This window comes from Bacillus sp. ABA4_010 (assembly GCF_056159105.1).
Genome location: NZ_JBSWUN010000003.1, coordinates 2,682,257 through 2,696,207, shown reverse-complemented (window position 1 = coordinate 2,696,207; position 13,951 = coordinate 2,682,257). Strand labels below are relative to the sequence as shown.

Annotated in this window: 14 protein-coding genes; 9 read left to right on the top strand and 5 right to left on the bottom strand. The window is 39.6% G+C overall.

The window, feature by feature from the left end; genetic code table 11:
- The first annotated feature begins 145 nt into the window (after positions 1-145).
- The 5 genes from ACXAEO_RS14535 (at position 146) to ACXAEO_RS14515 (ending at position 5,236) form a co-directional block, all read left to right on the top strand.
- Complete coding sequence (locus tag ACXAEO_RS14535) at positions 146-1,330, top strand: pyridoxal phosphate-dependent aminotransferase (RefSeq protein ID WP_474882281.1); 1,185 nt, start codon at positions 146-148, stop codon at positions 1,328-1,330.
- A 211-nt stretch (positions 1,331-1,541) separates the two neighbouring features.
- On the top strand, positions 1,542-2,834 hold the full coding sequence (gene asnS / locus ACXAEO_RS14530; RefSeq protein WP_474882278.1) for an asparagine--tRNA ligase: 1,293 nt from the start codon (positions 1,542-1,544) through the stop codon (positions 2,832-2,834).
- A 319-nt stretch (positions 2,835-3,153) separates the two neighbouring features.
- Positions 3,154-3,855: a DnaD domain protein gene (locus ACXAEO_RS14525; RefSeq protein WP_474882276.1), complete on the top strand. Its 702-nt coding sequence runs from the start codon at positions 3,154-3,156 to the stop codon at positions 3,853-3,855.
- Between the two features lie 201 nt (positions 3,856-4,056).
- Positions 4,057-4,716 (top strand): endonuclease III, encoded by a 660-nt coding sequence (gene nth / locus ACXAEO_RS14520; protein ID WP_474882272.1) that lies wholly within the window; start codon positions 4,057-4,059, stop codon positions 4,714-4,716.
- Entirely contained in the window at positions 4,709-5,236 is a 528-nt protein-coding gene (locus ACXAEO_RS14515; protein ID WP_474882270.1) for a YpoC family protein, read from the top strand. The genes nth and ACXAEO_RS14515 overlap by 8 nt, the downstream gene beginning before the upstream one ends.
- Before the next feature lie 16 nt (positions 5,237-5,252).
- On the opposite strand, the gene ACXAEO_RS14510 is transcribed toward ACXAEO_RS14515, so the two are convergent.
- Positions 5,253-7,907, bottom strand: coding sequence for a PBP1A family penicillin-binding protein (locus ACXAEO_RS14510; protein ID WP_474882265.1), 2,655 nt, complete (start codon positions 7,905-7,907; stop codon positions 5,253-5,255).
- Positions 7,908-7,969: 62 nt separating this feature from the next.
- On the bottom strand, positions 7,970-8,566 hold the full coding sequence (recU, locus tag ACXAEO_RS14505) for a Holliday junction resolvase RecU (RefSeq protein WP_474882263.1): 597 nt from the start codon (positions 8,564-8,566) through the stop codon (positions 7,970-7,972).
- Between the two features lie 317 nt (positions 8,567-8,883).
- Between recU and ACXAEO_RS14500 the strand changes: the two genes are divergently transcribed.
- From ACXAEO_RS14500 to ACXAEO_RS14490, 3 genes are all read left to right on the top strand, one after another.
- Positions 8,884-9,867 carry a DUF2515 family protein gene (locus ACXAEO_RS14500; protein WP_474884178.1) on the top strand — a complete coding sequence of 328 codons (984 nt, stop codon included), beginning with the start codon at positions 8,884-8,886 and terminating at the stop codon, positions 9,865-9,867.
- Positions 9,868-10,372: 505 nt separating this feature from the next.
- Positions 10,373-10,633 (top strand): hypothetical protein, encoded by a 261-nt coding sequence (locus ACXAEO_RS14495; RefSeq protein ID WP_474882261.1) that lies wholly within the window; start codon positions 10,373-10,375, stop codon positions 10,631-10,633.
- A 39-nt stretch (positions 10,634-10,672) separates the two neighbouring features.
- Positions 10,673-11,056, top strand: coding sequence for a DUF1798 family protein (locus ACXAEO_RS14490; RefSeq protein WP_474882259.1), 384 nt, complete (start codon positions 10,673-10,675; stop codon positions 11,054-11,056).
- A 143-nt stretch (positions 11,057-11,199) separates the two neighbouring features.
- On the opposite strand, the gene ACXAEO_RS14485 is transcribed toward ACXAEO_RS14490, so the two are convergent.
- A complete protein-coding gene (locus ACXAEO_RS14485; protein WP_474882258.1) occupies positions 11,200-11,367 on the bottom strand; it encodes a hypothetical protein in 168 nt (55 codons plus the stop codon).
- Between the two features lie 140 nt (positions 11,368-11,507).
- Positions 11,508-11,708 (bottom strand): YppF family protein, encoded by a 201-nt coding sequence (locus ACXAEO_RS14480; RefSeq protein WP_474882256.1) that lies wholly within the window; start codon positions 11,706-11,708, stop codon positions 11,508-11,510.
- Between the two features lie 274 nt (positions 11,709-11,982).
- Between ACXAEO_RS14480 and ACXAEO_RS14475 the strand changes: the two genes are divergently transcribed.
- Entirely contained in the window at positions 11,983-12,387 is a 405-nt protein-coding gene (locus ACXAEO_RS14475) for a YppG family protein (protein WP_474882253.1), read from the top strand.
- A gap of 121 nt (positions 12,388-12,508) precedes the next feature.
- On the opposite strand, the gene ACXAEO_RS14470 is transcribed toward ACXAEO_RS14475, so the two are convergent.
- Positions 12,509-13,948 carry a sensor histidine kinase gene (locus ACXAEO_RS14470; RefSeq protein WP_474882251.1) on the bottom strand — a complete coding sequence of 480 codons (1,440 nt, stop codon included), beginning with the start codon at positions 13,946-13,948 and terminating at the stop codon, positions 12,509-12,511.
- Between the last annotated feature and the right edge of the window lie 3 nt (positions 13,949-13,951).

The window sequence follows — 13,951 nt, the reverse complement described above, 5'->3', positions numbered from 1 at the left end:
CGCAACGTTACTTTTTGTACACTTTTATCCATCGGAAGCTATATTAAACAATGAACAGCTTTGTGATGAATAAGTCAAAAGCACGATGTTTAATATAGCCTGTCAATTAAAAGTCATATGTGAATGCCTGTAGGGGGAAATCAAGATGAAATTAGCAAAACGTGTATCAGCTTTAACACCTTCATCCACATTAGCGATTACAGCGAAGGCGAAAGAATTAAAAGCAGCCGGTCATGATGTAATCGGTTTAGGAGCAGGGGAGCCGGATTTCAACACTCCGGACCACATTTTAAAAGCTGCGGAAACGGCGATGAACGAAGGTCACACAAAATACACGCCATCAGGCGGTTTAGCACCTTTAAAAGAGGCAATCATCAAAAAATTTGAAAAAGATCAAGGACTGTCTTTCACACCGGCTGAGTTGATCGTTTGTTCCGGCGCGAAGCATGCGCTTTATACACTTTTTCAAGTGCTTTTAGATGAAGGTGATGAAGTCATCATTCCAACGCCTTACTGGGTGAGCTATCCTGAGCAAGTAAAATTAGCTGAAGGGGTTCCAGTATATGTGGAAGGACGCGAGGAAAATAGCTTCAAAATTACACCAAAGCAGCTGGAAGAAGTAATTACGGCTAAAACGAAGGCAGTTATTATTAATTCACCAAGCAATCCGACTGGTATGATTTATACGCGTGAAGAGCTAGCAGCGCTTGGGGAAGTTTGTCTTAAACATAATTTATTGATCGTCTCAGATGAGATTTATGAGAAGCTTGTATATGGCGGTCATGAACATGTGTCGATCGCCCAGCTATCTCCTGAGCTTAAAGAGAACACGATTATTATTAATGGTGTTTCTAAATCCCATTCCATGACAGGATGGCGTATCGGCTATGCAGCTGGAAATAAAGAAATTATTACAGCGATGGATAATTTGGCGAGCCATAGCACATCCAATCCCACTTCTGTTGCTCAATACGCATCCATTGCTGCGTACAACGGGACACAGGAACCGGTTGAAACGATGCGTCACGCATTTGAAGAACGTTTAAATATCATTTATGACAAGCTAGTCCAAATCCCAGGTTTTTCTTGCGTTAAGCCACAAGGGGCATTTTACTTGTTCCCAAATGCGATTGAGGCAGCAAAACTGACAGGATTTGATACAGTTGACGCATGGGTAGAAGCCATTTTGGAAGAAGAAAAGGTAGCGCTTGTGCCTGGTTCTGGTTTTGGGTCTCCAGAAAATGTTCGTTTATCTTACGCAACTTCATTGGATTTGCTAGAAAAAGCAATTGAACGCATTCAAAACTTCATGACAAAGCATATGAATTAAAAAAGAGGCGATGTAAAATGGACCGTTTATCAGAAGTTTTGATAAACGGTCCATTTGGCGTAAAAAGAAAACGTACCTTTTTTCAAGAATGTTAAGCTTTATATATTGGAAAAACTTATTGTGACTTGTGATTATAAGTGGTGAATTGTATAATGAAAAAGATTGTACATATTAAGTAAAGGTTTACGTAAGGTTTTGGAGGGGTTACATCGTGAAAATAACGATTTCAGAAGCAAGTAAATACGTGGGCAAGGAAGTAACAATTGGCGCATGGCTTGCAAATAAACGCTCAAGTGGTAAAATTGCATTTTTACAATTACGTGACGGTTCTGGCTTTATGCAAGGAGTAGTCGTAAAAGCGGACGTACCTGAAGAGGTATTCCAAACCGCGAAAAGTGCGACACAAGAATCATCTATGTACGTAACAGGCATTATTCGTGAAGATGAGCGTTCACCGTTTGGCTATGAACTGACAGTCACGAATGTTGAAATTCTTCATGCGGCTGTAGACTATCCGATTACACCGAAAGAACACGGAACAGAGTTCTTAATGGATCATCGCCATTTATGGCTTCGTTCTAAACGTCAACATGCTGTTATGAAAATTCGTAACGAAATTATTCGTGCTACTTATGAGTTTTTCAATGAAAACGGATTTACAAAAGTTGATCCGCCGATTTTAACAGGAAGCGCTCCTGAAGGCACGACAGAATTGTTCCATACAAAATATTTTGACGAAGATGCTTACCTTTCTCAAAGCGGTCAGCTTTACATGGAAGCAGCTGCGATGGCATTAGGAAAAGTATTTTCTTTTGGTCCAACATTCCGTGCCGAAAAATCAAAAACACGCCGTCATTTAATTGAATTCTGGATGATCGAACCAGAGATGGCGTTTTATGAGTTTGAAGATAACTTAAAAGTTCAAGAAGAGTATGTATCACATGTTGTACAATCTGTCTTAAAAAACTGCTCATTAGAGTTAACAACATTAGGACGAGATGTATCAAAACTTGAACACATCAAAGCTCCGTTCCCTCGCATCACATATGATGATGCTATTAAGTTCTTGCATGAAAAAGGCTTTGATGACATTCAATGGGGAGATGATTTCGGCGCGCCGCATGAAACAGCTATCGCTGAAAGCTATGATAAGCCTGTGTTCATCACGCACTATCCAACGTCATTAAAACCATTCTACATGCAACCGGATCCTAATCGAGATGATGTTGTCTTATGTGCCGACTTAATTGCGCCAGAAGGGTATGGCGAAATTATCGGTGGCTCTGAGCGTATTCACGATATGGATTTATTAGAGAAACGTTTAGAAGAGCATGAGTTATCTCCGGATGCTTATAAATGGTATTTACAGCTCCGTCAATACGGTTCTGTACCACATTCAGGTTTCGGACTTGGCTTAGAACGTACCGTTGCATGGATTAGCGGCGTTGAACACGTTCGTGAAACAATTCCATTCCCTCGTCTGTTAAACCGTTTATATCCATAAGAAAACACGTAAAATTCGCTTCTCTATATAGAGAGGCGAATTTTACGTAAGAGAAGCTACATGATAAAAACAAGGCATTGTCCGATAGGTCCCAACTAACTTGGAAAATGGCTTGTTTTATAACAGCCCATATAGTTGAGGTTGTTTGAAAAGCGGCAAGCTCCCTTTTCAGACAGCCTCTTGCTTTTCTTTTGAAGAGTGGACCTATGTTCATTACTTCAAGGTTTTACTCATGTTAAATAATTTAGGGCGTTTGTACGGAGAATCGTTAGAAAGAGCAACAGCTTCCGTGATATACTGAATGATGAGGTGTTCCATAATGGATAAAGAGAAATTTATTGAATGGATGGAACAAGGAACAGTTTCCATCCCAAAACTATTAATGACCAATTATGCTACGCTTGGTTTAAATGAAACAGAACTGATGACCCTTCTTCATATTCATATGGCGCTTGAGGGAGGAAATGCATTTCCGACACCTGAGGAAATTTCAAACCAAATGAGCATCTCCACGGGAACGTGTATGGAAGTATTAAGAGGGTTGCTACAAAGAGGGTTTTTAGCGATTGAGCAGCACAATCAAGCGTCTTTTATTACCGAGCGCTATACACTGAAGCCACTATGGGAAACACTGCTCCACGGTCTATTTAAAGAGAGCCAGCAAGATAAACAAGAGCAGAAAGTCCAGCTTGAAGTCAATTTATATACGGTATTTGAAAAAGAATTTGGTCGCCCTTTGTCCCCTTTTGAATGTGAGACATTAACGATGTGGCAAGATCAGGACCATCATGATCCAATCATTATTAAGGCGGCGCTTCGGGAAGCCGTCATGTCAGGAAAATTAAATTTCCGCTACATTGACCGTATTTTGTTTGAGTGGAAGAAAAACGGCATTAAAACAATCGAACAGGCGCGAAGTTATGGCCGTAAATTTCGTCAGCACCAGCAAACAAAGAAAAGCACGCCTGAACAGCCTCAGCAAAATTCTACAATCCCATTTTTTAATTGGCTGGAGCAATAACATAAATGATCATGAGGTTGTTTGAAAAGGGGGCGTTTCTCTTTTTCAGACAGCCTCACTTCTTTATGTTTAAACGTATGCGGAATAAGAAGGCAGTATGAACGTCTACACTAGCTTCATAAAAGAAATTGTAGGGTGTTGATGATATAATTATATAGTATTTTAGTGAACAGAATAGAAGAAAGTTAAGGTGAAATGAAAATGCTGACATTGAAAGAAATTCGTCATTGCCTCGACTCAATGGCGGACATGTTTCCTGATGCACACTGTGAACTGAATCATGAAAATCCATTTGAATTAGTGATTGCAGTTTTACTATCAGCCCAGTGTACAGATGTTCTAGTAAATAAAGTGACAAAAAATCTTTTTCAGAAATATAAGAAGCCGGAGGACTATCTTGCAGTATCGGATGAAGAACTGCAACAAGATATTCGGTCAATCGGTCTATATCGTAACAAAGCCAAAAATATTCGCAAGCTTTGCCAAATTTTACTCGATGAGTACGGAGGCGAAGTGCCAGCTGACAGGGATGAACTAACAAAACTTCCGGGAGTAGGGCGTAAAACGGCTAATGTAGTCGTATCAGTTGCTTTTGGCATTCCAGCGATTGCAGTAGATACACATGTAGAACGAGTGAGCAAACGTTTAGGCATTTGCCGTTGGAAAGACTCTGTTCTTGAGGTGGAAAAAACATTAATGCGAAAAATTCCTCGTGACGAATGGGCGGTTACCCATCATCGCTTAATTTTCTTTGGTCGTTATCACTGCAAAGCACAATCTCCTCAATGCCAAGCCTGTCCATTGCTAGAACTTTGTCGAGAAGGGAAAAAGCGAATGAAAGAAAAGAATAAACATGAATAGTGTTATCACCATTCCATTATCCTTTCGGCACCCATTGTTTTTCAACAACGAGGAGTTATGCATTGACAGAGAGTGGTCATTTGACGTTTTTTTGAAAGACACGCCATTTTTATATGATGTATTACATCATGCTAACGTTGAAGAATACGAATGGCCGTGGGAGCAGAGGGAAGTGTATGTTCCGCCATTGTTTGAAAGATGGAATAAAGAGAAAGAGAAGATAGGGGAATACTTTAAAAAACGGGATCGAAACGGTGCATTCCAGCCTATGGTTTGTTCCATCGGTTATTTCATAAGTGCTTTATTTTGGATAAATGCTCAACCTGTTCCGGCGTTAAATCGCTTAACGGAAGACCTCAAACCGTTAGCTTATAAACCGATAAATGCTGAAGAAAGAATGGATTTTTTACTGAATCAGCCCAATCAATATCACTCCTATATTCAGCTTGCACAATTATACGATGAACTAGTGAAAATTTATTATAAAGTGCTCATTATAACAAAACGGACCTCTCAATGATGAGAGGTCCGTTTTGTTATTCATTTTCAGAAGTAGGGTTTTTCCCTACGCTTCCAAATGAGTTTGGCTGCTGATTTTGCCCTTGGTTTGAGGCAGGAGGGATCGATGGGATTTGAGGCTGTTCACCAGGAACAGGCTGATTCTCGTCCTCATCGTCGTCCTCATCGTCATTGCCAGGTTTATTCCCATTTTCTTTATTTTTATCCGGTTTATTTTCTTGGCCAGGAGGAACCTCGTTCTCTCCATTATTGTCGTCTCCGTCTTCTTCTTGCTCTTGCTCATCTTCTCCGTCAGCAGGTTCTTCTTCGCCGCCAGGAATCGTGATAGAAGTAGAAGCGGAACTGTTTGCGCCATCGCTCATAGCTGTGACGGTAAAGGTGTACGTAGATCCAGGATTTGGGTTAGGTATTGTTACGGATGTATCATTCGTTGTGGCAATGGCTTGTGAACCGCCGCCATCAATAGATAAAGATACCTGGAACGTCACGTCGTCACGCAATTCTTCTGAATAAGACCAGTTGACATAAATATGATTTGTAATTGGATCAAAATCGGCCGATAATCCACTTGGTTTGGCAACTTCTTTTTGCTTATAGCGTTTTGATACTTTCGTAGGGGTGGTACCCTTTACAAAGTATTCCGTTGAAACAAGTTCACTTGGTGTGTACTCGCTTGCGAGTTGAACCGGATTGGAGCCTTTTTCGATTTTGGCTGTTGTTACACTGTCGGGACGTTCAAAATCGCCTGATGATTTGCCTTCAGAAACATGGCTCATCACTTTCTTAAAAATCTCTTTGGCCAATCCTTTTTCCTTGTCGCTATAAATATAATTTTGTTCGTTTGTTTGTTCATACCCTGTCCAAACAGCTAATGAATATTTTGGTGTAAACCCTGCAAACCAAATATCCGGAACACCGCCGCTTGGAATGTTATATTGACGTTTCGCTTCCGCCGAGAAGTTTGTGGTACCTGTTTTTCCAGCAACCTCTAAGCCTGAAATGCGTGCAGCACGGCCTGTTCCTTCTTCAACGACTGATTTCATCATGTCGGTTACCATGAAGGCGGTATAATCTTTCATCGCGACCTTCGGCTTCGGTTTTAAATCCATTTCCGTTCCGTCTGTAAATTTCACTTTTGTCACGGTATGGGGTTTAATGTATACGCCGTTGTTTCCAAATGCAGCGTAAGCTCCTGCCAACTGCATTGGCGTAACACCTTTGTCAAATCCACCGATGGAATACGCTTCTGGAATGTTTTTTTCCAATGGAATGCCTAGTCCTACGGCAAAGTCACGTGCCCGATCTGCACCTGCTTCTTGAAATGCTTTTAGAGCCGGGATATTACGAGATTCAGCTAAGGCTTCCCGAATCGTCATTGTACCTTTATGGCGGCGGTCATAGTTGTTAATCGGTGTGCCATTCGAATATGTGTAAGGTTCGTCAACGATGGCTTCTCCTGTTGACCACTTTAAATACTCAATCGCCGGACCATAGTCTAAAATCGGTTTGATGGTTGAACCTGGCTGTCTTGGGAAATCTGATGCAAAACTCAAGCCGCGTGCGACACGTTGGCGCCCGCCGCCGATTGCCTGAACTTCGCCTGTTTTTACATCTGTCAGAACAAAGCCAGTTTGGAACTCTTCGTTTGGCCAGTCAATGATTTCGTTGCTGTTCAACAAGCGTTCTACATATTCTTGAGCATCAGGATCTAATGTTGTATGAATTTCTAGTCCTGCAGAGAAAACATCCATGTCTGTACGCTGTTTCACTTCATCGATGACTTCATCGACAAATGCGCTATACTTTTCACCATCTTCATCTACATTTGTACGCAATGTAGACTGAACAGGCACTTCTTTTGCTTGTGCGGCCTCAGCTTCTGTAATAAATCCATGTTGTGCCATTAGGTTTAAAACGGTGTTTCGTCGTGTGGTGGCACCTTCTGGATTAGCATATGGATTGTACGTACTTGGTGCTTTCGGCATTCCTGCTAACATGGCTGCTTCATGAAGCTCCAAGTCTGCCAGTTCTTTCCCGTAAAAATATTCCGCCGCTTTGGCGACTCCATGCGCTTTTTGAGCGAAGAAAATTTTGTTGAGATACATTTCTAAAATTTTCTGCTTGGAGTATTTTTGCTCTAACTGAAATGCAAGCCACATTTCCTGAACTTTCCGTTTCACGGTTTTGTCGGGAGATAAGAAGGAGTTTTTGACGACCTGCTGTGTAATCGTACTTGCTCCCTCAGAGCCGAATCCTTCCTTGAAGTTGGCAATGACGGCGCCGCCGATACGGTATAAATCAATTCCATGATGTTTATAAAAGCGAACATCTTCCGTCGCGATAAACGCATCTTTGACCACTTGAGGAATTTCTTCATATGTAACGAGCGTCCTTCTTTCTACTCCTAATTCGGCGATTTGCCCACCATTTTTATCATACACTTTCGATGATACAGGGTCCGCTAATAAAGAATCATCGAGCTTTGGTGCATCGCTAATGAAAGCAAAAAATGTCGCTCCGCCTGCTACGATTCCGATAATGCCTAGAAGCAGAAAGGCTACAATGATTTTGCGGAACAGTCCGCCCTTTTTCTTCTTGCTTGTTGGTTTTCGTTTATTTTGAGTTTGATTGTGTCTTCGTCGTTCTTCACGAGAAGTATAATTCTCAGACATAAAACACTCCTACCTTTCAACAGATGTAAGAGAATGATTCCGTAAACATATATATCATACTCTTAAAAGTACAATTTATCTATAATTTTAATGTAATCAATTCGAGGATGTAAGCCAATTTGTATCAAATATCCGTTTTTTTCGACGTCTTTCTTCGGTATAGATTTGCGTCCGCCGCTTTCTATGCCATCCCAATAAGGGAATAAGTATTTTGCCTCAAGCAAGTATATTTCTTGTAGGGATGTGAACATTAATATGACGAAACAAATTCCATCTTGTTTCACAACTTGCTTCATATGGTGAATTTGGTGCTGGTGAAAGTTTTGAAGCGGAAAAGATGTTTTATTTTTTGTTTCCTTTGCTTCAAAATCTAAATAACGTCCTTTATATACACCGTTGTAGTCCGTTGTTGAAGCCTGTTTGAAATAGGCTTCCTTAATAACGGCTGCACTTCGTTTCGGATAATCAACATTGACGATTTGAACGGGGGTAGGCTTTTTATGAATAACCGCCGTTCCGTTTGCCAAATAAAAGGCATTCGTTTCGTTTAAATCTTCCTCTAGCGTCATGCCTCGATTACTATAAGTGTTTTGCACACTCGATGTTCCTTTATTAACTTGTATAGGCTTGTATGCTTTTCCATTCGGATAACGAATCAACGCTACCGACCTCCCTTGAATGACGGCGCATCAAAAATATATCTTATATCATAGCAAAAAACATCAGGAAATGGACCGATAAAATAAAGTCAGAAAAAACTGAACTTCGTATGAAGATAAGTGTACAGACCTATAATAACATTATATTTTTCGGTTTTTTTGAAAATTATTACTTAAATTACGGTTAATAAGGAGATTCGACTCATCCGTAGAAAAGGTGAACCTTTATAGTCAGAACCTGCATCTTTCAAAGAAAAAGTAAAGATTGAGTAAGTAACGTTTCAACAAAGCACAAAAAGAAGGAGCGGGACGGGTTGATGTACATGACTTTAACACAAAATGAGAAATCAATCATCCGACAAATTCAACAAAAAACGACAAAAGGGAATATAGATAATATTTCCCGGACGGAAGCCTATGCAAACTTTTACCGGAGACATCCAGAGGTGAAGTGGGCGTTTTTAGCCAGCATGGTGTCTCGTAATGCTGGCTGGAATATGTGTGACTTAGAAGGGAAATGGATGCCGCTTGCCCTTGAAAAGAAAATGAGAGAATTTTTATTTTTAACGTATGAACGGGCAAACTGGCTGATTTTTGCTGATGCCTATCCACAGTTGCTTCTTTACGATTATTCCATTTTGCATGGGAGGTCATATTTTCATCTTCTCCGATTTTGGAGAGTATCTTCATTCATTCAGCATGAATGGCCTTCTTTTTTTTATGATAGAAATGAACGAAGGTTGTTAACCGCTCTTATTATTAATGAGCAAAATGTGATTGAAAGACCTGTTATGACTCATCCTTTTTATAAAAAAAAGGTGTTTCAGTCCTTCGTTTTTCAACTTCAAGACTGGTTTCATTTCAGTTCCGTCCTTTTTCCAACGCTCGAAGGGGAGTTATATGGCTGTTCTGTCCATGATTTTCGGCATACAACGAAGCGTATTGAACTTGGTAAAAAACTGAGTCTTCTTCTTTTTGAACCCACGTTATATCCGCGGTTTATTGCGTTTTCTAATCAAGTTTCACATACAGGATCACGCATGGATTACGAGCAATTTATGGGGAAAAGAAAAGAAAGGGACACGCCTGCTTTAAGAGATGTATATCCCATTATTTCTCATCACCAATCTTCAGGAAACGATTGGAAAGCTTCGAAACGTCAAATGGAACGCTGGTTTCAGCCGATCGCTTTTCCTAAGCAAACAAATATGACAAATTGGTATAAACAAAAGCAAGTTCAATTACAATTTTTAATACGAGCTGAGCACTGGCTCCGCTGTCTGACGAAACGTTTGTCTTAGAAACAGCGAAAGAAGGAATGGATGTTTAACTTTTACTGGAGTAGGCATGTAACAGGCTGATTTGGGGATGAACAAACGTCTCCTTTTATTGAAAAAAAGCTGTCCCCAACTCGAATAAGCGGGGCAGCTTTTTATTGGAAGCTGCGATAACTAACAAAGTGGTTCATCCAGCTTCATAGTGGGGAATGGGCTTTATGTTGACGGACGGTTTGGTCCGTTTAGTTTTTTATCTCCATATCCCTTTGTATCGGTTACTTGTTGGTTTTGCTTTGTTTGCATTTTTTGTTCTGGATTTGCATGTCCTTTACGCATCGCCTTCCACCTCCTCTTTACTAGTGTTTGCCATGAAGCAATTTTCATTCTTAACAGAAAATGTCGGACACCATCTTTTTGATGACACATCCGCACTTTCTTTGACGAATAAAAACTAGTTTTGTCAATAGTGAAGGTCGGAGGGGGAGAGAGGAAGAATCAGTATATAAAGAACAATATGGAGGGGATAATCATGAAAGAGCAATGGATCGACAAAACGGAAATGTTGGATTTATTAGATACTGTTTTAGCTGATTTGGAAACAGTTGAGAAAGAAATTTCCACTAGAATTGATGAAGTTGTCTCTTTATATGAACATAGCCAGCAACAGGCCCTTCAATCCGTCGAATATGCACTTGTGGATATACAAAAAGTAACAGCAGAACTTCAAGACCAAAGCAGCAAGCAGGATTGGAAAAATAATATGGGAGAAGTACTTCTTCGTCCAGTTTGATGATTTCATGATACAATAACTTCTTAAGAGGTGACAGACATGAATGAATATAAAGAGAGGCTTCTTTCATTGACATCTACAATGCTGAAATATAATGAAGAGGCATTAAAGCGATTAGAAGAAGATCGAACTGATCATGAAGAAGACACTTATTTTTACGAAAAGGTAAAACCATATGTGGATGTTTTTGATAAAGAAGTGAAAAGTTGGAGCGCTCTATGTGAAAAATGGGTAAGAGAAGCGAAACCGAAGTATATTCACCAACAGCAAATTGAAACGGCTGTAGACAACCTTGAGCAAGTGGTGTTGCAAACATTTTACGTTAGTTCAAGAAATGTTAGGGTGAAAAAAATGATTCACGCTAATAAATACACGCTTCAATCTGTGATTGAAATGCTGCAGGGTGAAGAGGTCATTCAATAAATGACGACATTTTGGAGGAACGATGGGTTCTTCCTTGAACCGTTGATTAAACTCGTTCACCTTCCTAGACTTGTGTATAATTCAGTTTGTAGGGTTGTCTGAGAAGAGGAGGTTCCTCTTCTCAGACAACTTTTTTCTTTTTACTATTCTTCTACCACTTGAATCGATACAGGCAGGGTGTCTTTTCCAGCCCGAGGTTCAATATTTAGTACCGCTTGTTCATGTCGTTTCGCTTGAACAGGTTGGCCATGCTTCGGTGCTTGTGGCTCATGCCCTTTTTGTTTATGGTTAAAGTTTGTTCCGCGTCCCATAAGAGTATCCTCCTTTAACATCATATCACTACATTTTTAATATGAGATTTTTCGGCTATTTTATTGATGAAGTTTTATGGAAAACAAAAAAGAGGACGAATCAACAGGCTGTTTTCCTGAATTCGTCCTCATATCAAACATTACATATTTTTTTCTAAAACCGAAAAATAAGGCTTTTGAGCACCCGTTGATTCCAGCTCACGGATTAATTGCTTGTATTCCGTGATGGAAATCTCACCTCTTAAATATTTTTGCTGTGCAAAGTCTAGTAGTTCATTTCCATCTTCAGGTTCATACTGCTTAAACGCAATAAATTTGTTACGAAGTTCTTTCACACTCATGGAAATCTCCCTCCTAATCCCCCAATTTCATTAATTTTATCATGAATTTGTCCCTCTTCTTTTTATTTGAAAAATTTAGACTTCCGACAATATGTGACAAAAATGTGACATTTTTACCAAGCTTGTTAATCTTTATATGTTAAAGAGAGACCCTCTTCAAAGCAGCCGCTTGTTATGTGGATAGAGGCAGACAGTTGTATTTGAAGGTTATACACCTATTTTTTCGTGATTCATACAATAAAAGGAGAGATGCAAGAGCAAGGAGGAAAAAAGGATGATTCCAACACCACATTACGGCAATCAACCTTATCGTGCGGAGTATCCATATTCATATCCGTTTGCTTCTTATGAACAGCCATTTCCTCATCAGCCGTACTGGCCGATGTACGGGGAGCATGCTCCACAAATGGGCGGAATGAATATGATGAATCCGTTGCCCAATCCGAACATGTATTATATGGGACCAAGACCGCCGGTAAACAACATGTACCCAAACCCATATCCGGCATCCTCACAAAAAAACCAACCGAAGCAAATGCAGTCCATTATGTCGCAATTTAAAACATCGGATGGCAATTTGGATATTAACAAGATGATGAATACAGCAGGACAAATGATGAATGCAGTCAATCAATTAAGCGGGATGGTGAAGGGGGTCACCGGAATCTTTAAAGTATAAGGATTCTCAGGGGGTAACCCCTTCTTTTTAATTTTGGATTAATGGGCAGGAAGAAACGATCGATCAACGATTGATTCGTGGGAATAAAGGAAATTCCTAAACAGAAATTTCCTTTAATTTTTTAATTCGAGATATCTGTAAACTCGTATTGCGGTAAAATGATTCTAAAAATGGTGCCCGTGTTGTCGCTTTTTATAATTTTTAGCTCACCACGGTGTTCAAAAATGATCTTTTTGCAAAATGGCAGACCAAGTCCCATTCCTTCTTTTTTAGAAGAAACGAAAGGATCAAAAACATTTTCCCAATCGCTTAAAGGAATGCCCGTTCCTGTATCGTGAACATCAATGTAGATGAAGTCGTTGGAAATGTTCGTTTTAATGATGACCTTTTTAGTGTCGCGGTCTTCTGGAATCGATTCGATTCCATTTTTAATTAAATTAATCATCACTTGACTCAGGTACGATTTATTTACATATGCCCGAAGGTGGAGATATTTCCTTGTAAACTCAATTTCGACTCCATGTCTCCGTTTGACTTGTTGAGACAGCTGAATGGATTGTTCAATAATATGATTTAAATTTTCCATTTCAAACTCCACTGCCTGCCGTTTCATATAGGTGTTGTAGCTTGACGATAGGTGCTCTAATTGGTCGGCTGCTAAACTAATAAATGACAAGAAAGACGCATCGGTTTCTTTCGTTGATTTATCGGAGAGCATCAGCTTTGTATAGCCTTTAATAATGGTGGTGCAGTTTTTGACTTCATGAACTAAGCTGGCAGCTAAATTGCCGGTATAATCGAGCTTCTTTTGTGTTTCCATCATTTGATGGAGCTGCATAGCTTTATGTTGGTGAAGCCTTACGAATGCAAGCACGATAAGCGCTGAAAAAATAATAACACCAGCACTGCTGAGCAAAATGCCGGTTTCAGGAAAGAAGTTTAAAAGCCCAGGCACAAAGACAAATACAGAACAAAGCGAGAACGCGCTTAAAAATTGTCTTAAATGAAGGTTATAAATTCTTTTGGAAACGATGTAAATGAGTATTAACAATACACCAAGACTGGCCATATGGAGTTTGTATAATACATTTAAGCTGCCGTAGACTGGGAAATAAAATTCGAATGGAAAATAAGGGAAAAATTTCACTTCCAAACCTTTTACTCCATAGTCCGTCCAACTGACAATATAGACAAATGTACTCCACACAACTAGTCCAATTAATCCTTTTCGATTAAACATTGTTAAAATGGCTTTGTTAAGCCATCCTGTCTTTTTAAAAGCAGCTTCTTGTTTATAAATAAGTGTATGAATAACATAAAAAGTAGCAGGGATGGAATAAATAGTGGCGGCCCTGAACACTTTGAATAAGAATAGCACTGCTGTTTCAGGAAGAACATCTTTTAAATAAAGAACGCTAATGTCAATTTGCCAAAGACTGATGGCTAGAAGATGAAGGAATACAGGAAAGATTAACTTCGTTCCCTTGTAAAGGTGAAATAAGCTGAATCCAATAATAAGTGGAAGAATACCGATAATTAAAATTAAGAAAGCTATAAACATAAA

Excerpts from the sequence above, each read along its gene's own strand:
- ACXAEO_RS14490 (WP_474882259.1), top strand. The coding sequence starts at position 10,673 with ATGAATGAATATAAAGAGAGGCTTCTTTCATTGACATCTACAATGCTG.
- nth (WP_474882272.1), top strand. The coding sequence starts at position 4,057 with ATGCTGACATTGAAAGAAATTCGTCATTGCCTCGACTCAATGGCGGAC.
- ACXAEO_RS14515 (WP_474882270.1), top strand. The coding sequence starts at position 4,709 with ATGAATAGTGTTATCACCATTCCATTATCCTTTCGGCACCCATTGTTT.
- ACXAEO_RS14510 (WP_474882265.1), bottom strand. The coding sequence starts at position 7,907 with ATGTCTGAGAATTATACTTCTCGTGAAGAACGACGAAGACACAATCAA.
- ACXAEO_RS14480 (WP_474882256.1), bottom strand. The coding sequence starts at position 11,708 with ATGAGTGTGAAAGAACTTCGTAACAAATTTATTGCGTTTAAGCAGTAT.
- ACXAEO_RS14525 (WP_474882276.1), top strand. The coding sequence starts at position 3,154 with ATGGATAAAGAGAAATTTATTGAATGGATGGAACAAGGAACAGTTTCC.
- ACXAEO_RS14495 (WP_474882261.1), top strand. The coding sequence starts at position 10,373 with ATGAAAGAGCAATGGATCGACAAAACGGAAATGTTGGATTTATTAGAT.
- ACXAEO_RS14485 (WP_474882258.1), bottom strand. The coding sequence starts at position 11,367 with ATGGGACGCGGAACAAACTTTAACCATAAACAAAAAGGGCATGAGCCA.
- ACXAEO_RS14470 (WP_474882251.1), bottom strand. The coding sequence starts at position 13,948 with ATGTTTATAGCTTTCTTAATTTTAATTATCGGTATTCTTCCACTTATT.
- ACXAEO_RS14475 (WP_474882253.1), top strand. The coding sequence starts at position 11,983 with ATGATTCCAACACCACATTACGGCAATCAACCTTATCGTGCGGAGTAT.
- ACXAEO_RS14500 (WP_474884178.1), top strand. The coding sequence starts at position 8,884 with ATGTACATGACTTTAACACAAAATGAGAAATCAATCATCCGACAAATT.
- ACXAEO_RS14535 (WP_474882281.1), top strand. The coding sequence starts at position 146 with ATGAAATTAGCAAAACGTGTATCAGCTTTAACACCTTCATCCACATTA.